This is a genomic window from Stenotrophomonas bentonitica (assembly GCF_013185915.1).
Lineage (GTDB): Bacteria > Pseudomonadota > Gammaproteobacteria > Xanthomonadales > Xanthomonadaceae > Stenotrophomonas > Stenotrophomonas bentonitica.
In genome coordinates this window covers 1024746-1042980 of the sequence record NZ_JAAZUH010000001.1, presented here as the reverse complement: position 1 = coordinate 1042980, position 18235 = coordinate 1024746, and the positions used below count along the sequence as shown (strand labels likewise).

19 protein-coding genes, 1 tRNA gene and 2 pseudogenes are annotated in these 18235 nt (G+C 66.5%); 10 read left to right on the top strand and 12 right to left on the bottom strand.

All coding sequences use genetic code 11. From position 1 onward, the window contains the following. Nucleotides 1-430: 430 nt before the first annotated feature. The 4 genes and pseudogenes from HGB51_RS04655 to HGB51_RS04640 all read left to right on the top strand — a co-directional run. Nucleotides 431-811: pseudogene (locus tag HGB51_RS04655) on the top strand (GNAT family N-acetyltransferase); the annotation flags it as partial. Nucleotides 812-940: 129 nt separating this feature from the next. Next, nucleotides 941-1948, top strand: a complete 1008-nt coding sequence (locus HGB51_RS04650; protein ID WP_070207845.1) for an HWE histidine kinase domain-containing protein — start codon at nucleotides 941-943, stop codon at nucleotides 1946-1948. Next, on the top strand, nucleotides 1945-2337 hold the full coding sequence (locus HGB51_RS04645) for a response regulator (RefSeq protein ID WP_084738940.1): 393 nt from the start codon (nucleotides 1945-1947) through the stop codon (nucleotides 2335-2337). The genes HGB51_RS04650 and HGB51_RS04645 overlap by 4 nt, the downstream gene beginning before the upstream one ends. Nucleotides 2338-2771: 434 nt before the next feature. Continuing rightward, the gene (locus HGB51_RS04640) at nucleotides 2772-2945 is read left to right on the top strand and encodes a DUF1328 domain-containing protein (protein WP_070207834.1); all 174 of its coding nucleotides are present in this window, start codon (nucleotides 2772-2774) and stop codon (nucleotides 2943-2945) included. A gap of 63 nt (nucleotides 2946-3008) precedes the next feature. On the opposite strand, the pseudogene HGB51_RS20505 reads toward HGB51_RS04640, so the two are convergent. The 4 genes and pseudogenes from HGB51_RS20505 to HGB51_RS04620 form a co-directional block, all read right to left on the bottom strand. Beyond that, nucleotides 3009-3260: pseudogene (locus HGB51_RS20505) on the bottom strand (type II toxin-antitoxin system HicB family antitoxin); the annotation flags it as partial. Nucleotides 3261-3372: 112 nt separating this feature from the next. Continuing rightward, nucleotides 3373-4140, bottom strand: coding sequence for a transporter (locus HGB51_RS04630; protein ID WP_070207835.1), 768 nt, complete (start codon nucleotides 4138-4140; stop codon nucleotides 3373-3375). 76 nt (nucleotides 4141-4216) lie between these two features. Beyond that, entirely contained in the window at nucleotides 4217-4639 is a 423-nt protein-coding gene (locus tag HGB51_RS04625; RefSeq protein WP_070207836.1) for a hypothetical protein, read from the bottom strand. Nucleotides 4640-4649: 10 nt separating this feature from the next. Beyond that, a complete protein-coding gene (locus HGB51_RS04620; protein WP_070207837.1) occupies nucleotides 4650-5426 on the bottom strand; it encodes a MipA/OmpV family protein in 777 nt (258 codons plus the stop codon). Between the two features lie 114 nt (nucleotides 5427-5540). Between HGB51_RS04620 and HGB51_RS04615 the strand changes: the two genes are divergently transcribed. From HGB51_RS04615 to HGB51_RS04600, 4 genes are all read left to right on the top strand, one after another. Further along, complete coding sequence (locus HGB51_RS04615; RefSeq protein WP_070207838.1) at nucleotides 5541-6215, top strand: response regulator transcription factor; 675 nt, start codon at nucleotides 5541-5543, stop codon at nucleotides 6213-6215. Beyond that, the gene (locus HGB51_RS04610; RefSeq protein ID WP_070207839.1) at nucleotides 6212-7558 is read left to right on the top strand and encodes a sensor histidine kinase; all 1347 of its coding nucleotides are present in this window, start codon (nucleotides 6212-6214) and stop codon (nucleotides 7556-7558) included. The genes HGB51_RS04615 and HGB51_RS04610 overlap by 4 nt, the downstream gene beginning before the upstream one ends. Before the next feature lie 127 nt (nucleotides 7559-7685). After that, the gene (locus HGB51_RS04605; RefSeq protein ID WP_246233404.1) at nucleotides 7686-7931 is read left to right on the top strand and encodes a hypothetical protein; all 246 of its coding nucleotides are present in this window, start codon (nucleotides 7686-7688) and stop codon (nucleotides 7929-7931) included. 121 nt (nucleotides 7932-8052) lie between these two features. Then, complete coding sequence (locus HGB51_RS04600; protein ID WP_070207841.1) at nucleotides 8053-8601, top strand: DUF3011 domain-containing protein; 549 nt, start codon at nucleotides 8053-8055, stop codon at nucleotides 8599-8601. Between the two features lie 3 nt (nucleotides 8602-8604). Here HGB51_RS04600 and dxs read toward each other — a convergent pair whose 3' ends face one another. The 6 genes from dxs to HGB51_RS04570 form a co-directional block, all read right to left on the bottom strand. Continuing rightward, nucleotides 8605-10497 (bottom strand): 1-deoxy-D-xylulose-5-phosphate synthase, encoded by a 1893-nt coding sequence (gene dxs, locus HGB51_RS04595; protein WP_070207842.1) that lies wholly within the window; start codon nucleotides 10495-10497, stop codon nucleotides 8605-8607. Between the two features lie 115 nt (nucleotides 10498-10612). Further along, the gene (locus HGB51_RS04590) at nucleotides 10613-11272 is read right to left on the bottom strand and encodes an HNH endonuclease (protein ID WP_070207843.1); all 660 of its coding nucleotides are present in this window, start codon (nucleotides 11270-11272) and stop codon (nucleotides 10613-10615) included. A 187-nt stretch (nucleotides 11273-11459) separates the two neighbouring features. Continuing rightward, nucleotides 11460-13250, bottom strand: coding sequence for an acyl-CoA dehydrogenase C-terminal domain-containing protein (locus HGB51_RS04585; protein ID WP_171966741.1), 1791 nt, complete (start codon nucleotides 13248-13250; stop codon nucleotides 11460-11462). A gap of 36 nt (nucleotides 13251-13286) precedes the next feature. Next, nucleotides 13287-13772 carry an LEA/WHy family protein gene (locus HGB51_RS04580; protein WP_070209387.1) on the bottom strand — a complete coding sequence of 162 codons (486 nt, stop codon included), beginning with the start codon at nucleotides 13770-13772 and terminating at the stop codon, nucleotides 13287-13289. Nucleotides 13773-13940: 168 nt separating this feature from the next. Then, the gene (locus tag HGB51_RS04575; RefSeq protein ID WP_070209386.1) at nucleotides 13941-14480 is read right to left on the bottom strand and encodes a lipocalin family protein; all 540 of its coding nucleotides are present in this window, start codon (nucleotides 14478-14480) and stop codon (nucleotides 13941-13943) included. A gap of 77 nt (nucleotides 14481-14557) precedes the next feature. Beyond that, nucleotides 14558-15034 carry a hypothetical protein gene (locus HGB51_RS04570; RefSeq protein WP_141739232.1) on the bottom strand — a complete coding sequence of 159 codons (477 nt, stop codon included), beginning with the start codon at nucleotides 15032-15034 and terminating at the stop codon, nucleotides 14558-14560. A gap of 333 nt (nucleotides 15035-15367) precedes the next feature. Between HGB51_RS04570 and HGB51_RS04565 the strand changes: the two genes are divergently transcribed. Beyond that, the gene (locus HGB51_RS04565) at nucleotides 15368-15661 is read left to right on the top strand and encodes a hypothetical protein (protein ID WP_070209384.1); all 294 of its coding nucleotides are present in this window, start codon (nucleotides 15368-15370) and stop codon (nucleotides 15659-15661) included. A 178-nt stretch (nucleotides 15662-15839) separates the two neighbouring features. Here HGB51_RS04565 and HGB51_RS04560 read toward each other — a convergent pair. Together HGB51_RS04560 and HGB51_RS04555 are read right to left on the bottom strand one after the other, a co-directional pair. Continuing rightward, nucleotides 15840-15915: transfer RNA gene (locus HGB51_RS04560), tRNA-Phe, on the bottom strand. A gap of 182 nt (nucleotides 15916-16097) precedes the next feature. Continuing rightward, complete coding sequence (locus tag HGB51_RS04555; protein WP_070209383.1) at nucleotides 16098-17288, bottom strand: YbfB/YjiJ family MFS transporter; 1191 nt, start codon at nucleotides 17286-17288, stop codon at nucleotides 16098-16100. Between the two features lie 73 nt (nucleotides 17289-17361). Between HGB51_RS04555 and HGB51_RS04550 the strand changes: the two genes are divergently transcribed. Then, nucleotides 17362-18207, top strand: coding sequence for an AraC family transcriptional regulator (locus HGB51_RS04550; protein WP_070209382.1), 846 nt, complete (start codon nucleotides 17362-17364; stop codon nucleotides 18205-18207). Nucleotides 18208-18235: the final 28 nt, after the last annotated feature.

Below are 18235 nucleotides of genomic sequence, written 5' to 3'. Positions count from 1 at the left end.
AATTGGGGTGACGGACGGTACGCGGTTGGCGTGCCGGCCAAAGGTCCGGTGGGCCCGAAGGCCCCCGCGCACCGCCCGCCATAGAACTGGCAAGCAATCGCCATCGACCGATGCAACGACGCAAAAAAAGCGCCGTGCATCGGCCGATGGGCGCTGGTGCGCCTTTGGCTCGGGACGCCAATCCCGGTCGCCGACTGTTCGGCGACACGGCGATCCTGCTCGCGGTGCTCAAAGGCTGTCAATATCCAGCCGGCCGAATTGTGCACTGGGAACGTTTGCTTTCGCCAGTTTGTCGCGATTGCCGCCGTCTAACGTGCGTCACGTCTCATCTAGAGCGGAGGCTTGGGGGCCATCTCTGCGGCCGAGCGGCAGCCCCATTACCATTTCCCTGTCGGTTCCAGACCGGAACCCAAGCATCAGGCGCAGGCAGATGGCAACAAGGAGAGTGCGGGCTGTCGATCTGGAGCAGGCCAGTGCCGTGTGCATGGCCTCCTTCATGGAGGCGGTTGCGCCGTCGCTGGGCCCGGAGGGTATTGCCACCTTTGCCGGGATCGTCTCGGTCGACGGGTTTGCCGGGCGGCTGTCCGACGGGAACGACATGTTCGTGTACGAGGCCGATGGCCAGGTGGTCGGGGTGGCCGAGCTGATGGGCGGGCAGCACGTGGCCACCCTGTTCGTGGCTCCGGGCTGGCAGGGGCAGGGGATTGGCCGGGCGCTGATGGACGCGCTGCTGGACTGCGCACGGGCCGAGGTGGTCACGGTGCGGGCGTCGCTGGCCGCTGTGGCGAACTACCAGCGTTACGGATTTGTCGTGGCCGGACCGGTGGGCGAGTACGCCGGTCTGGTCTATCAGCCCATGCAGAAAGCACTACCTGGGCGTGATCCGGGCTTCACGGCGACCGCCCTATGCTCGGGCGAAATTCACAGGGTTCGAGCCGTGTTGCAGCAGCAGGAAGAAGACACCCCCAAGTGGCGCATCTACGAAGCCCTGTTGCAGGCAACGCCCGATCTTTCGTATGTATTCGACCTGGACCATCGCTTCATCTATGCCAACAAAGCGCTGCTCAGCATGTGGGGCATGACCTGGGATGAGGCGATGGGCAAGACCTGCCTGGAGATCGGCTACGAGCCGTGGCATGCGGCCATGCATGATGCGGAAATCGACCGGGTGATTGCGACCAAGCAGCCGATCCGCGGCGACGTGCCGTTTCCCCACGCCACCGAGGGCGTGCGCATCTACGACTACATCTTCACCCCGGTGATCGGGCCGGACGGGGAGGTGGAGGCGATTGCCGGCAGCACCCGTGACGTGACCGAGCGCAAGCGCCATGAGCAGCACCTGCAGCTGCTCATCAACGAGCTCAACCACCGGGTCAAGAATTCGCTTGCGATGGTGCAGTCCATCGCCCGGCAGACCTTCCGCAACGCGGCTGACGTGGCCGAGGCCAGCGAGAAGGTAGAGCAGCGCCTGATGGCGCTAGCCGCGGCGCATGACGTGCTGACCCGCGAGAACTGGCACAGCGCGGACATCCTGGAGCTGATCCAGGCGACCGCGACGGTGCACGCCGACGACCGCGACGAACGCTATGAGCTGAAGGGCGAGCCCTGCCGGCTGGACCCGCGCCGTGCGCTGGCGCTGGCCATGGCGCTCCATGAGCTGGGCACCAACGCGGTCAAGTACGGGGCGTTGTCTGGCCCGGATGGGCGCGTGTCGCTGCAATGGGACACACAGAAGGTTGGCGGCCGCGACATGATCGAGCTGGTCTGGCAGGAAAGCGGCGGTCCGCCGGTGCAGCCCCCGAGCCAGCGTGGGTTCGGGTCCCGCCTGCTGGAGCAGGGTCTCAAGCATGATCTGGGCGGAAAAGTGGACCTGGCCTTCGACCCGGGTGGCCTGCGCTACCGGGTGCTGTTCCCGCCGGTGGATGACGACATGCGGGTACACCCTTGAACGGGCGCGTGCTGGTGGTCGAAGACGAATCGATGGTCGCGATGATGGTCCAGGACTATCTCGTCGATGAGGGGTACGAGGTAGTAGCCCTGGCTGGCACGCTGGATGATGCGTTGAACGCGGCCGAGCAGTGCAGCATCGATATCGCGTTGCTGGACGTGAACCTGGCCGGCACGCCGTCGTTCCCGGTGGCCGATGTGCTGGAAGCGCGCGGCATTCCGTACATGTTCCTCACCGGCTATGGGCCGGACAGCCTTCCCGAGCGCCTGAAAGGGCGCTATGGCCTGCAGAAGCCGTTCAAGATGCGCGAGCTGCGCAGAGAAATCGAGAGGGTGCGAAACCCATCCGGCGGGGCAGCGCCCGGCGCCGACGGTGCATCGCTGCGCTGAGGCAGCGGCGGTCGCGCGATCAGCTGATCGCGCGGATCACTTCTTCAATCAGCACCACGTAACAGGCCACGAAATAGACCTTGAGCAGAGCAGGGTGCTGCTTGGTAACGAATGCGCGCATGGCGTGATCGGCCGTAGTGGGACGTCATCATTGTGACCATGTGGTGAAATTGCGGCAACGGTCACACATTCAGAGGTGTGATGAGAGCTTGCGTGAGCGAGCTTTCAAATCAATCACTTGCATGTTAAGCGGCAATCCGGGCACCTACCGTCTGTCGGAAAATTCCTACAAGCGCTCCTGAATACGTGGCGAGGGCCGTTCAGATTCGGTAGCGCCTTCACATGCTGCCCGCGTCTCATTCACCCCTGCGGCACAGCCGGATCGATAGCGTGGAGGCCTGTCAGTCATCCCGCACTTCGGGCAAAGGAACATCATGATCAAGTGGGCCATCATTTTCGCCATCATCGGCCTCATTGCCGGCGCGCTCGGCTTTGCCGGCATCGGCGGCGCCGCCATCGGCGTGGCCAAGTTCCTGTTCTGGGCAGGCATCATCATCGCCGTCGTGCTGTTCCTGCTGGGCATGACGGTCGCCAAGAAGGTGACCTGACCGCAAGGTCGCAGCATGTAGAACCGCAAAAGCCTGCGCAGCGAAGCGCAGGCTTTTTGTTGGCTGGATGTCCACCAGCATCCAGAAGCCACCTTCGTACTCCGCTTTACCGATGTATGAGGCGATCGGGGACGGCGGTGGAACTTCGCCCAGGTCGCCTTCGTACATCAAGGCAACGGCTTCCCTGATTTCGCCTGGAAGCTGCACAAGCTCGTCAGCGGCGGAGTGCACCCCGGGCAGGTCGGGGAGGATCGCACCGTAGGCGCTGTTGCCTTGGTGATGGACGTAGACCGGGTACAGGTTTTGAAGGGGCATCGAAACAGGAGGACACGCTCAGGAGTGCTCGTCCAATTGATTCAACAGCACGATTTGAGCGAACTGATTAGTGCTGTGAATCGAGTGGCACGACGCGAGGTGGTCGAAAGCCTCAGTCAAAATAGAACGAAACCCCCAGCCCGGCCTGTAGATCCGGGCTGTTGCGGTCCAGGCCGAGGTCGAAGGAGGCGTCCAGCTGCACGCGGCGGGCGGGCATCCAGGTGAGGCCGGCGCCGGCCACCGAGGTGGAGGATTCGCCGTCGGTGTGGGTGAATCCGGCTTCGATGTAGGCGCTGACGTTGTCGCTTACGGCCAGGCTGAGGCTGGGCGACCACTCGAAGGCGTCTTCGCCTGCGCCACGGGTGGCGTTGCCGTAGAGCGCGCCGGTCCAGCGGTCGTTGAAGGTGTATTCGTAGCTGGCGCCGAGCTGGTACTGGGTGCCGCCTTCGCTGAAATCGCGCGAGCCGGTGTCAAAACTGGTGCTGGCCAGGAGCGCAATTGCGTGGCGTTCCGATTCGAGGGGCAGTGCGAACTTCAGCGCCAGTCCTGTATCGCCCGCGCCGCGCGTGGTGGTGGAAGGGGCGTTGCGCGGTGCTTCGCGCAGGCGGTTCCATGGGCTGCCAAAGGCCTGCAACTCAAGGTTTGCGCCCAGTCCCACGCGCAGGCGCAGGTCGGTGCCGTACTGCGTGGTGCGTGTGCCGACGTCGTCGCGGTCGCGCTCGTAATCGGGCAGGCCCAGCTCCAGTGCGACGCCACCGGCGGGCAGCACCGAGGCCGCAAAGCCCAGCCCCGGACGGTCGAAGGCCGGGGTTTCGTCGTCCTGCTGCGCCCATGCCGGCGCCGCAAACGCCACCAGAATCAGACCCGCCCATGCTCGCATTGCCACACCCACGCTGAGGAAACAGAAGCAGCCTAGCGATGTGGCGGCAACGCGCCGTGAGGGCGGGGCGGTGGGGTCAGAGCGGCCGGGTCAGGGCCAGCAGGCCTTCCAGCAGGCGCGCCGCACGCGGTTGCCCGTCGCCGTCGATCGGGCAGGCCATCGACTGCAGCCAGAACCCGTGCGCGGCGCGCCGCGCAGCGGTGAGGCGATGGTCGTCGCCTTCGCCCGGGTGCAGTTGCAATTGCGCCTGGATCCACTGCTTCAGCGCCTGCGCCACTTCCGGGTCGGGTCGTCCGCGCGGCGTGCCCGCGCCGGGTTCCGGTGGCAGCAGGCAGGCGCGGAAGATGGCGGTGACATACGCGCGGGAAAAGCGTCCGTAGGCATCCGGATCCTGTGCAATCAGTGCCTGCACCGCGCGGTCGAATTCGGTCAGTGCGCTGGCCAGTGCCGGCACGTTGGCCGGTTCGGTGGTGCTGAGCAGGGGGAAGGGGCGGCTCATGTGCGCATGCTCAGAATGCGTAGCTCAGTGCCAGCAGCGCGCTGTCCATGTGGGAGCCCACGGTCATCGGGCTGTCCTTGACCGCGCTGGAAAGCAGGGTGCGGCGCAGCGAGGCGGTGGCGGTCCAGCGCGGGCCCAGCGGCATTACCGCGCTGAAGTCCATGTACGGGGCGACGCCGCTGCCGGCGCTGTAGGCCGCCAGTCCACTGCGCTGTGCTTCCACCGCGCTCACGCCGAAGTAGTAGTCATTGAGGTCGCTGCTGGCGTACTGCGCGCCCACGCCCGGCACCAGCACCACGCGGCCGGTGGGAATGGGGTAGGTGTACTTGGCGTCGGCCGCAAAACCACCGCCGTGGCCGCTGACCTCGGCCTGCACGTTGCCCTGCAGCACGCCCCACGGCGCGGTATGGCGCACCGCCACGCCGGCCATGGCCGACATGCTGCGGTTGGAGAGCTGGCGCATCTGCGGATCGTCGGAATCGTTGCGCTTGAAGCGCATGAAGTAGGGCGAGGCCAGCAGCGAGACTTCGGTCTGCCCGGTGCTGATCAGGGTGTAGCCGAGGCTGCCGCCACGGAAATGGAAACGCTCGCCTTCCCAGTTGATCACCGGCACCGGCAGCACGTCGGTGTCGTAGCCGGCGTAGGGCGACTTCTGTGCGACCACCGCCAGTCCCACGCTGCTGCGTGGCTTGGCCCCGGGAGCGGCCTGGGCGAGTACGCTGCCGCTGGCCAGCAACCCGACCAGGACAAGGCCTGCCGCTGCTGTCTTCCGTGAACCACTGTGCATGGGTAACGCTCCTGGGGGACGATCAAACCGCCATGATGTCCCCCGGACATTATGGGAACGTTGCGTCACCTGGCGCGGTACCATCGGCGGCCTCCGCCCCTGCCTGCACTGCCCATGCGCATCCTGCTGCTCGAAGACGACCCCGAACTGGCCGGCGCCATCCAGGCCAGCCTGGGCCGGCATGGCATGGTGGTGGACCTGGTGGTGTCGATGGCGCAGGCGTCCGAGGCGCTCAAGGCCGGGGTGCACCAGGTGCTGCTGCTGGACCGCCAGCTGCCCGACGGCGACGGCGCCAACTTCGTGCGGGTGGCGCGCAGCCACGTGCCCAACCTGCCGGTGATCATGCTGACCGCGCGCGATTCGGTGGCCGACCGGGTGGTCGGCCTGGATGTGGGCGCCGACGATTACCTGACCAAGCCGTTCGCGGTGGAAGAACTGTTGGCACGGTTCCGTGCGATTTCGCGGCGGCCGGCGCAGATCACCTTGCCGATGCTGGAGCTCGGGCGGCTGCAGTTCGATTTCGTGGCGCGCGAAGCCCGTGTGGGCGGTGCGCTGCTGGCGCTGCCGCGCAGGCAGCTGCTGGTGCTGGAAGCGCTGGCGCTGCGCCAGGGGCGCACGGTGGCGCGCGCGGCACTGCAGGAGGCGGTGTATGGCTTCGACGATGACATCCAGTCCAACGCGTTGGACGCGCACGTTTCCAAGCTGCGCCGCGCGCTGGCCGATGCGGATGCACAGGTGGAAATCCACGTGATGCGCGGCATCGGTTATCTGCTGAAGGAAACCGCATGAAGTTCCTCAAACCCGGCTCGCTGTCGTTCAGCCTGGCCTGGAAGATCTGCCTGATCCAGGTGGCGATGGTGCTGATCGCGCTGACCGGCATCGCGCTGGTCTATGGCGACCGCAGCACCGCCTACGTGGACTGGAAGACCAGCGAAGCGGTGGCCGATGCGATCCGCCTGCAAGGCGATTCGTTGCAGGTGGACTGGGCGGCGGTGGATGCGGCCGCGCCGGACCGCCCGGCAACGTTCTGGTTTGCCGCCGCCGACGAGCAGGGCCATCGCCTCGAGCATGGCGTGGTGCCGGCGGTGTATCGCCCGCTGGCCGAGCAGCTGGCGCATGTGGAACCGACCGATGTGCGCACGCGCAGCCGCGGGCTGGAGCTGGCGATGCGGGTGTGGGTCTCCGACCGCGAAGAAGGCCGCCTGCACGTGATGGTGGGTGGGTTGCCGCAGCGCGGCTTCTGGCGGCAGCTGCTGGTGGTGATCGGCTACCTCGGTGGCTGGATCACGCTGCCGCTGATTGTGATTACCCTGGTGGTGGCACCGTGGGCGATCCACCGTTCGCTGCGCGGTGTGAACCGGGTGGCCGCGCAGGCCGCGGCGATCCAGATCACCGAGCGTGGGCGCGGGCTGGACACGCACGCGGTGCCGCGCGAAATCGTGCCGCTGGTGGATGCGTTCAATGCGGCGGTGCGCCGCATCGGCGAGAGTTACGACGCGCAGGACCGCTTCCTGGTCGGTGCGGCGCACGAGCTGCGCATGCCGATCGCGATCCTCGCCACGCGCATTGCCGATCTGCCGCCGGGGCAGGTGCGCGCGCGCCTGCAGCGCGACCTGGGCCGGTTGAGCAACATCGCCGAGCAGCTGCTGGACCTGCAGCGGCTGGACCATCACCGCAGCCAGCACCAGCGGGTCGACCTGGCCGCACTCACGCGCGAGGTGGCCGGCGACGTGGCGCCGCTGCTGATCGACGCCGGCTACGCCTTCGAGGTGGATGCACCGGACACGGAAGTGTGGGTGCGCGGCGATCCGGATGCATTGCACCGGGTGATCAGCGGACTGCTGCAGAACGCCATCGCGCATGGCGGTGGCAGCGGAACGGTGCTGGTGGAACTGCAGCCCGGTGGCGTGCTTTCTGTCAGCGACGAAGGCGACGGCGTGCCCGAGCAGGCGCGCCAATCCATCTTCGAACCGTTCCATCGGTTGCGACCCAGTGGCAGCGGCAGTGGCCTGGGCCTGTACCTGGCGCGCGAAATCCTGCTTCGCCATGGGGGCAGCATCGTCGCCGAAGAGGCGGCCGGCGGGGGCGCGCGGTTCGTGATGTCGTTGCCGGTGGAGCGGGCGGCAGTGTGAGAGCAGCGTGACGGGCTGATACCAGAATCAGACTTATCCGATAGCCCGGCGGGCATTGCGCACGTATCTTTTCTCAAGCGTCGGGAAGGAACCCACGCCATGCAAGATCCCCCGCGCTGGCCGCTGCATGCCGCGCCTTGCCCCCGCAGGAAGCCACATCGAGGCCGTTCTGATGATGATCAAAGTGCAACACCAGGACCACCAATGGCAGGTCGTCCAGCCTGATGCTGCGCCGGTTCCGTTTGAAAGTGGCGCCAGCGCCTTCGATTTCGCCAACGACCTGGCCCGTGCCCACCACGCCGAAACCGGCGATAGCAGTGGGGTCCGGGTAGAAGTGGGCGAAGCGTTCGTGGACGCCGTTCACTACGACTGAGTTTCAGCTGCGCGTCGGCTTGTTGAATCGCGCCTGAAATAACCCCCTTCCGGCCTATAGGCGAAGTGCGGGATTTCGCTGATCCTGTGCCTATTCATCCACCGGCACGAGGAACACCGCAATGAAGCAGGCAACGCAGATCGGAATGTGGGCCCTGCTGCCGGCAGCCCTGATGGCCCTGGCCGGCAGCGCGCAGGCGCAGCGCTACGATGACCGCTACGACGACCGTTACAACGACGGCCCGGTGCGTTGCGAGTCGATCAAGAACCGTACCCAGCAATGCCAGATCGACGGTCGTGCGCGCCTGGTGCGCCAGCTGTCCGGCTCGCCCTGCATTGAAGGCGACACCTGGGGCCAGGCCCGTAACGGGGTGTGGGTGACCCGCGGCTGCCGCGCCGAGTTCATTGCCGAACGCGGCCGTCCTTCACATGGGGGCGGCTGGGGTAACAATGGCAACAACGGCGGCGGCTGGGGTGGCGGGCGCGGCCAGATCATCAGCTGCGATTCCAACGACCAGCGCCTGCGCCGCTGCAACGTGAGCGTGCGCCGCGATGTGCGGCTGGTGCGCCAGACCTCGCGTACGGCCTGCGTTGAAGGCCGTACGTGGGGTCATGATCGCGATGGGGTGTGGGTGAACGGCGGGTGCCGGGCGGAGTTCGAAATCCGGTAACCGTTACGCCGCCTGGGTGGCCACCTTCGGCCACCGCTTCAACACCGCCGCCCGGATGCCGGCCGCGTCGATCCCGGCTTCGGCCAGCAGGTCTTCGCGGCTGGCGTGGTGCTGGAAGCTGTCGGGCAGGCCCAGGTGCAGGAACGGGCGCAGCACGTCTTCGGCGTTGAGCAGTTCGGCCACGCCGGAGCCGGCGCCGCCCGCCACCACGTTGTCTTCTATGGTCACGAAGCCCTGGTGGGTCTTGGCCAGCTCCAGTAGCAGGGCACGGTCCAACGGTTTGATGAAGCGCATGTTGACCACGGTCAGGCCCAGCTCGCGGCCCACGGCCTCGGCCGCCGTCACGGTGCTGCCGAAGGCCAGCAACGCAATGCGGCTGCCCTGCACGCGCAGGTCGGCCTTGCCGATCTCCAGGGTGGACAGATCGGTGCCGGCGTCCACGCCGGTGCCGCTGCCGCGCGGGTAACGCACCGCAGCCGGACCCTCGTACTGCAGGCCGGTGCTGAGCATCTGGCGGCACTCGGCCTCGTCGGCCGGGGCCATCACCACCATGTGCGGCACGCAGCGCAGGAAGCTCAGGTCCAGGTTGCCGGCGTGGGTGGCGCCGTCCGGGCCGACCACGCCGGCTCGGTCGATGGCGAACAGCACGTCGAGCTTCTGCACCGCCACGTCATGCACCAGCTGGTCGTAGGCGCGCTGCAGGAAGGTGGAATAGATCGCCACCACCGGCTTGGCGCCCTGGGTGGCCATGCCGGCGGCCAGGGTCACCGCGTGCTGCTCGGCGATGGCCACGTCGAAGTAGCGTTCCGGGTATTCCTTGCTGAAACGCACCAGGCCCGAGCCTTCGCGCATCGCCGGGGTGATGCCCAGCAGGCGCGGTTCGGCGGCGGCGGCATCGCACAGCCAGTCGCTGAACACGTCGGTGTAGGTGGGCTTCTTGGCGCCGCCCTTGGAAACAAGGCCCTTGTCCGGGTCGAACGGGCCCACCGCGTGGTAGCCGATCTGGTCGCCTTCGGCGCGTTCGTAGCCCTTGCCCTTGGTGGTCATCACGTGCAGCAGCTTCAGGCCCTTCAGGCCCTTGAGCGTCTTCAGCGTGGCCACCAGCGCGGGCACGTCGTGGCCGTCGATCGGGCCGGTGTAGTGGAAGCCCATTTCCTCGAAGAAGGTGGAGGGCACGAACATGCCCTTCCAGTGTTCTTCCCAGCGCTTGACGAAGCGGGCTGACGGCGACTTCTTCTTGTCGCCCAGGATCTTCTTGCCGCCCTCGCGCAGTGCGTTGAGGGTGCGGCTGCCGGTGGCGCGGCCCAGGATCTTGGTGAGCCCGCCCACTGCCTCGGAGATCGACATGTTGTTGTCGTTGAGGATCACCAGCAGGTTCGGCTCGTTGTCCATGCCACCGGCGTGGTTGAGCGCTTCATAGGCCATGCCGGCGGTCATCGCGCCGTCGCCGATCACCGCCACCACGCGGCGGTCGTCGCCCTCGCGCTGGCGCGCGATGGCCATGCCGAGCGCGGCCGAGATCGAGGTGGAGGAATGGCCGACCCCGAAGGTGTCGTACTCGCTTTCCTCGCGCTTGGGGAACGGCGCCACGCCGTCCTTCTGCTTGACCGTGTGGATCTGGTCGCGGCGGCCGGTGAGGATCTTGTGCGGGTAGGTCTGGTGGCCCACGTCCCAGATCAGCTGGTCGACCGGCGTCTGGTACAGGTAGTGCAGGGCCACGGTGAGTTCGATCACGCCCAGCCCGGCGCCGAAATGGCCGCCACTCTTGCCGACCGACTCGATCAGGTAGGCACGCAGTTCATCTGCGATGGCGGGCAGTTCGGATTCATCGAACCTGCGCAGGTCATCCGGGTTCTGGATGCGCGACAGGCGGGGATAGCGTGCGGAATCGATCATGTTTATCGCGCTTCTTCTCAAGCGCCTATTTTCGCCCTCAAACCGGGGTGGGGCAAGCAAACCGCTGTGCCGGTGAGCAAACAGTGAGGGTGCCCTGCGACAAGTGGTCGCAGGGTCAGGCGGCGAGCTTGGAGCGCTTGGGCAGCTGCGCCTTCAGGAATGCCATCTGGTCGGCCAGGATGTTGCGGTTGGACAGGATCATGTGTTCGATCCAGCTGGGCCGGTACGGCACCGCCAGCAGGGGCATGCCGGCCTGCTGCGGGGTGCGGTCGCTCTTGCGCGAATTGCAGTGGAAGCAGGCGCTGACCACGTTCTCCCAGACGTCCAGGCCGCCCTTGGAAAGCGGCATGACGTGGTCGCGGGTCAGCTGCGGGCGGTGGAACTGCTGGCCGCAGTACATGCACAGGTGCGCGTCGCGCGCGAACAGGGCCTGGTTGGAGAGGTTCGGAGTGGGGTCGATGGCGCGCGAGCGGGCGTGGCCGCGGGCGGCGATGATCGGATGCAGGTCGATCCCGCTCTGCAGGCCGGTCAGGCGGTTGATGCCACCGTGGATGTGCAGGCAGGGGTCGCCCAGGGTCCAGGAGACGGCGTCGCGCGAGTAGAGGCAGGCGGCGTCCTGCCAGGTGATCCAGTCGAGGACGCGGCCATGGGCGTCCAGGGACAGCAATCGGACGCTTCCGGGCCGATGCAGCGTGGCGATCGGCGATAGTTCAGCGACCGGGGCGGACGAGGCTCCGGTATCGATCAGACCTAGGCGTGTAGTGTCTGTCTCCATCGGGAAAACAGCTTATACCGGATTGGTTACGGTTTGGGTATAGGCGCGACGCGCCTGTACCCAAACCGTATCCAATCCGTGCGGGGGAATGCCTCCTATACCCCGCGCCGTTGGCGCGCCCCCTTTAACAAAAGGGGGCTTTTCTCCAGATGCATGGTTGGGTTGCCGCCCTTCGGGCGGCACTTCTTCATTCCCCGAAGCGGGCGTCTTCCATTGCCATCAGGGAGTCTGCGCCGGCCTGGATGGCGGCGGCGTGGCTCAGGGTGCGCGGCAGCATCCGCGCGAAATAGAACCGCGCCGTTTCGCGCTTGGCCTGCTTGAACGCGTCGCTCTGTGCCGAGGCGTCGGCGGCGGCGACGCTGCGGGCCCACCAGTAGGCCAGGACCACGTAGCCGGAATAGAACAGGTAATCGAAGCTGGCTGCGCCCAGTTCGTCCGGGTTGGCGGCCGCGCGCTGCAGGGTGGCCAGGGTCAGCTTGCCCCATTCGTCGGCCTTGGCGCGCAGCGGGGCGATGAACTCGGCCAGCGCGGCGTTGCCTTCGTTGGCCTTGGCGAAGGCTTCGATCTCGGCCAGCATCAGCTTCAGGCCGGCGCCCTGGCTGGCGGCGGTCTTGCGGCCGATCAGGTCCAGCGCCTGGATGCCGGTGGTGCCTTCGTACAGGGTGGTGATGCGCGCATCGCGGGCCAGCTGCTCCATGCCGTGCTCACGGATGTAGCCGTGGCCACCGAAGCACTGCAGGGCGTTGTAGGTGTTTTCGATGCCCCATTCGGTCTGGCAGGCCTTGGAGATCGGGGTGAGGAAGCTCACCAGGGTCTCGGCGCGCTCGCGCTCGGCGGGGTCTTCGGCGTGGTGGGCCACGTCGATCAGGGTGGCCGCGTGCAGGGCCAGCAGGCGGCTGCCTTCGACCAGCGATTTGATCGAGAGCAGCATGCGGCGCACGTCCGGGTGGACCAGGATCGGGTCGGCCGGCTTGTCCGGGTTCTTCGGGCCGCTCAGCGAACGCGACTGCAGGCGCTCACGCGCGTACTTCAGCGCGTTCTGGTAGGCGCGCTCGCTCAGGCCGATGCCCTGCAGGCCCACGCCCAGGCGCGCGGTGTTCATCATGGTAAACATCGCCTGCAGGCCCTTGTGCGGCTGGCCGACCAGGTAGCCTTCTGCGCCGTCGAAGTTCATCACGCAGGTGACCGAGCCCTTGATGCCCATCTTGTGTTCGATGGAACCGCAGCGCAGCGCGTTGCGCTCACCGACGTTGCCTTCGCGGTCGACCTTGAACTTCGGGGTGACGAACAGCGAAATGCCCTTGGCACCGGCCGGGGCGTCGGGCAGCTTGGCCAGCACCAGGTGCACGATGTTGTCGGTGAGGTCGTGCTCGCCGGCGGTGATGAAGATCTTGGTGCCGGTGATGGCGTAGCTGCCGTCGGCATTGGGTTCGGCCTTGGTCTTGAGCAGGCCCAGGTCGGTGCCGCAATGCGGTTCGGTCAGGCACATGGTGCCGGTCCAGCGGCCTTCGATCAGCGGCTTGAGGAAGGCGTCCTGCTGCCAGGCTTCGCCATGCTGCTTGAGCGCTTCAATGGCGCCGTGCGAGAGCAGCGGGAAGTTGCCCCACGCCAGGTTGGCGGCGTTGATCATTTCGTTGAGCGGCACGCCCAGCGTGTGCGGCAGGCCCTGGCCGCCGAGGTCCGGCGCCGCAGTCAGGCCGGTCCAGCCGCCGTCGACGAACTGCGTGTACGCCTGCTTGAAACCGGGCGGAGTGGTTACTTCGCCGCTGGCCTGGTCGAGCACGCAGCCGATTTCGTCGCCCACGCTGTTGAGCGGCGCCAGCACGCTGCCGCTGAAACGGCCAGCTTCTTCCAGCACCGCATCGACCACGTCGGGGGTGGCGTCGGCGAAACCGAGGCGGGCGAACAGCGACTCCACCTTCAGCACGTCGTGCAGGGCGAAGCGGATATCGGAAAGCGGGGCGGTGTAGCTGCTCATCGTCAGGTCTCGATCAGATGCAAATAGATGGGGAAATCAGCGCAGCACGCCGGGCAGGCCGGGGGCCTGGTTGAGGGTGCTGCGGTTGTCGATATCGAAGCTGCGCTGCTTCTTTTCCTGCGGCGTGGCGGCAACGGTGCCCTTGAGCGAATAGGCCAGGGTGCGGTTGCCGGCCAGCGCGTCGGCGACCACGATGCGCGCGGCCGAGGTCGGTTGCAGTTCAACGTTGATGACGTCGGCCGAAACGCCGCCGATGGAGATTGCCGGGCGCGCGCTCACCTTGCCGGCGTCCTGGTCGCCGACCTGCATCTGCAGGTCCACGCTGTCGAAGGTCATCGGCATGGAGCTGAAGTTCTGCAGGCGCAGGGCCAGGGTCCAGTTTCCATTGGCGCCCACGGTCAACTGCTGCACGCTGGCCGCCGGCGGCGACACGCGCTTGACGTTGGTGCTGCAGGCGGCCAGGCCAACGGCGATGCCGGCCAGCAGGGCCACGGTGAGGGCGGGGCGGAGGCGATGGAACATGGGTGAAAGTCCTCTTGCAGGTGTGAGCATACTACGGCGTATGGAGGTTGTGCAGGTGTGCCGGGGGGGCTTCCATGAATGGTAGAGCCACGCCGCGCGTGGCTGCCACGTGGTGCGTGCCACCTCGGGGTTTCAGCCACGCAGGGCGTGGCTCTACCGCGCCGCGGATCAATCCACGGGCGCCATCACCTTCAGCGGCCCCAGGTCATACCCCATGGCCTCCGCCTTGGCCTTCAGGCTGGCAAACAGCGTGGCGTCCATGCTCGGCGAGCGCGACAGGATCCACAGGTACTTCCGGTCCGGATCCCCCACGACCGCCCACTGGTAGTCCGGATCCAGCGCGATCACCCAGTAATCGGCCCAGACCAGCGGCACCCAGGCCAGCCAGTCCGGGACGAAGCGCACCTGCAGCTGGCCGGGTTCGCCCTCGACCGGGCGCGCCACGCCTTCGGCGGCGATGCGTTCACCGTCGCCGGTGCGGCAGGCGTTGTGCACGCTGATCCGGCCATCGCCACGCAGCGCATAGGTCGCGGTGATGTCGCCCACGCACTTCTTCTGGAACGACACCGGCAGGTGCGCGATCTCGTGCCATTGCCCGGCATAGCGACCCATATCCAGCGCCGGCACCGAACGCACCGGTTCCGCTGCATGGGCGGTAAGGCAGGACAGCAGCAGGCCGGCGGCAAGCAGGGCAGGGCGAAGGCGCATGAACGGGTCTCCCGACAGGAGGCCCGAGCTTAGGGGGCGGCGTGAAAGCGGATGTAAAGGTTTCGTCAGGCGCGCGCTCAGGGCGCGAAACGCACCTGCCGGGGGTCGTTGATCTTGACCTGGGTCTGGAAGTAGTACTTTCCGGTGGGCTTACCGTCGGTGGTGAAGTCGATCCGCGCGCGGTGTGCCGTACCCGTCACCAGCAGCCGCCGATTGACCAGACGCTCCAGCGGCATGCCCAGCTGCTTCTGCAGTGCTTCGCGCTGTGCAGCGTCCAGCGACACATTCAACGCGAGCTGGTGGCGATAGTCGCGTTCGCTGTTGAGGTACAGGCGGTGCTCGGTGACGTCGGTGTTCTTGACGGTAAACACGAAGGTGCCGCTGATGCCACGCTGCGGATCTTCGTTGGCTGCGAACACGGCTTCGGCAGGGGTGATCCAACCCGGCACCATGGGCGCCATCGGCGCAACCGTCGGCTTCGGTGCGGTCATCGCCGTCTGGTGCGCACAACCGGCGGTGAGGAGAAGCAACGTCAGAAGTGCAGCAACACGCATGAGACATCCTTGTTCAATGACGGAGGCCGTAGTGTGCCTGCCACGGGTTGCACCGCCAATACCGTCACGCTCGCAGCGTCCTCATTGACTGATCAATCGAATCACCGTGTTCCATTAATTCTCCATATGATTGCAAATGGAGTGAAAAAGGAACATTTCTGCAGGCCCAGCTGCTTCTGCAATGCTTCGCGCTGCGCGGCGTCCAATGGCACGTTGTCGGGGCGCACCTCCTGTGCCTACTCAGAGCCAGCTAAGGGTATTCCTACGTTCAACGCAGCAGCCTTCGACTACTCTGGGCTATCCAATGCCCCGAGGTAGTCGGCCCGAGCCGGCTTGAGCCAGACCATGAGAAAACTCTGCGTCGCGGTCTATGTGCTGCTGGGTGCCCTTTTCTGGCTATGGTTCTCCTTGGCAATCGGCGGCTACCTTCTCTATATGTTGGTGGGCCCTGAATTCTTCTGGTGGGCGTGGGGCGCCTTGGGCCTTCTGTCAGCCTGCATCGCGGGATACATGGCAAATCGCCTCTGGGAGCGCGCGTCTCACCGGCGGCGCTCATGGATGTTGGGCGTCGGAGCAGTCGCCCTGGCGGTACTGGGGGTGGCTCTTCCTGCATGGAACCTTGCCTAGATGTTGAATGGGTAAGGCATAGGCCAGATACAGGAGCCGGGTGTAAACGCGACCGAAGACATCTGTCAGATTTCATGACCATCAAACGAAGAGCGGCCGGGCAGAGCCCGGCGCTTCGCTGTCCGAAGTTCAACGAACAAAAAAAAGACCCGCATTTCTGCAGGTCTTTTCAAAATCATGGTGGCCGAGGACGGAATCGAACCGCCGACACGGGGATTTTCAATCCCCTGCTCTACCAACTGAGCTACTCGGCCACTTCATCGCTGCGTTGCCGCTGGCGAGGACGCGAATAATACGTAGGTCTGCAGGGTTCGGCAAGCTTTTCGACCAAAAAATTTCACATTCGTTGCTGCGGCCTTGGTACGTGGGCTTAAGTGCTTGATCGTTAGTACGGCACACGCATGAATCGACGTTCATCTGTGCGCGCCGCGCGCAGTCACGTCCGTGCGTGATCTGCCACGTCATCCGGCATCGCTGCCAGCAACACGATGCCGATCGCCATGAAGATTGCGGCCAACACCAGCGACGCCTGGTAGCTGCCGCTGCTGCGGGCCAGGGTGCCGGCCAGCGCGGGTGCCAGGATCTGGGCAACGCCGTAGCTGAGGGTGAGGTTGGCCATCGCCTTGGCCGGATTGTGCGGGTAGTGGCGGCCGACCACGGTGAGGGTGAGGCTGACGATGCCGGCGAAGGTCAGCCCGAACAACAGGGCGCTGCCCATGCCGGCGGCCAGCCCGTCGTCCAGCAGCGGCAGCACGAATGAGGCGGCCTGCAGGGCGAAGGCGAGCATCAGGGCGCGGATCAGGCCGATCCGGGCGGCGATGCGGTCCCAGGCGAAGGTGGAGGGTACGGCGGCCAACCCGACCAGTACCCATACGGCGCTGCCGTGGCCGCGGAAGGCTTGGGTCTGTTCGAGGATGGCGACGATGAAGGTGGCGCTCACCACGAAACCGACCCCCGCACAGAAGTAGGCGGCGATCAGCAGGCGGCGCCAGCGCTGGCTGGGCGGGGGCGGGGCCTGGGCGGCGCTGTGGGCAGAGGCGGGGGTGGGGCGGGGCATCCAGGCCCAGGCGGGCAGCAGGAACAGCAGCCCGAGCAGGCCCAGCCAGATCCACTGCGCGCTGGAGCTGGCGTGCCCGGCCAGCAGCCCGGTGGCCACGCCGGAGACCACGATGCCCAGCCCCAGCCCGGCGAAGTGCAGGCCGAGCCGTGGGCGGTGCTGGTGGGCCAGCAGCCAGTTGAGCACCAGCCCGGACGCCAGCAGCAGCCCGGCGGTGCTGGACAGGCCCGCCACGAAGCGCAGCAGGCTCCACAGCCAGGGCTGGGTGGTGACGCCCATCAACGCGGTGGCGCCGACCGCCAGCAGCAGGCCGATCCGGTAGAAGCGGAATTTCTGCTGCATGTCGCCGACCCGCGCCGCCAGCAGGGTGCCGCACAGGTAGCCCAGGTAGTTGAAGGTGGCCAGCCAGCCACCCTGCGCGGCGCTGAGCCCGGCGTCCACGCGCATCAGCGGCAGCAGCGGGGTGTAGGCGAAGCGGGCCAGGCCGACGGTGAGCACCAGCGCGCAGATGCCGGCGCCGATGACCTGCCAGGGTTTCAGGGAAGCGGGGTGGGGTGTGGGGGTGGGCATCGACGCGACCGGGGAAGAGTGAGGTCATCCTCAGCCAGGTCGGTGCGGCTGTCTTTCGATAGAATGCCGCATCATGTCGATCAGCCGCCACGCCCCGACTTCCGCGCCCGACGGCCTCTGGAAAGAAGTGCCGGTGCCGCCGCTGCGCACGCTCCCGTGGCCGGTGGTGGCGCGCAGCCAGCACCTGGCGGCGGGCGAGCGCTTCCCGCCGCATGCGCACGACTGGAACCAGGTGGTGTTTGCTACCGAGGGTGTGCTGCAGGTCACCGCGCGCAACGCGCGCCACGTGATCACCCCGCAGCAGGCGTTGTGGGTGCCAACCGGAATGGTGCACCACACAGGCGCGGTGAGTGCGGCGGCGTTCCGCAACCTGTATGTAGCCGACGATCCCGCACTCGGCATGCCGGACCACTGTGCGGTGCTGGATGTGACGCCGTTGCTGCGTGAGTTGATCGTGGAACTGGGGCAGGTGCGCGCCGAAGACGATGCGGGCTACTACGCGCATCTGTGTGCACTGGTCACCACGCAGTTGCGTCGCCAGCGCCAGCACGTGCGGCATCTGCCATGGCCGCAGGATGCGCGCCTGCAGCGCTGGTGCCAGGCACTGCACGACCAGCCTGCCGATGCGCGCAGCGTGGAAGAGTGGGCCAGCGTGCTGGGCGCATCGCCGCGCACGCTGGCGCGGCACTTCGAGCGCGAAACCGGCATGAGCCTGCGGACCTGGCGTACGCGGTTGCGGCTGCTACGCGCGATTGAATGGCTGGCGCAGGGGCGTTCGCCGACCACCATCGCCCACGAGTTGGGCTACGCCTCAGCCTCGGCGTTCAATTACATGTTCCGGGTGGAGATGGGGATGAGCCCATTGCAGTGGCGGCGCGGTAGGGCCGGTTCCCAAACGGCCGCCGACCGTATTCGGTGATGCATTGACGCATGGACCCGATACCGCG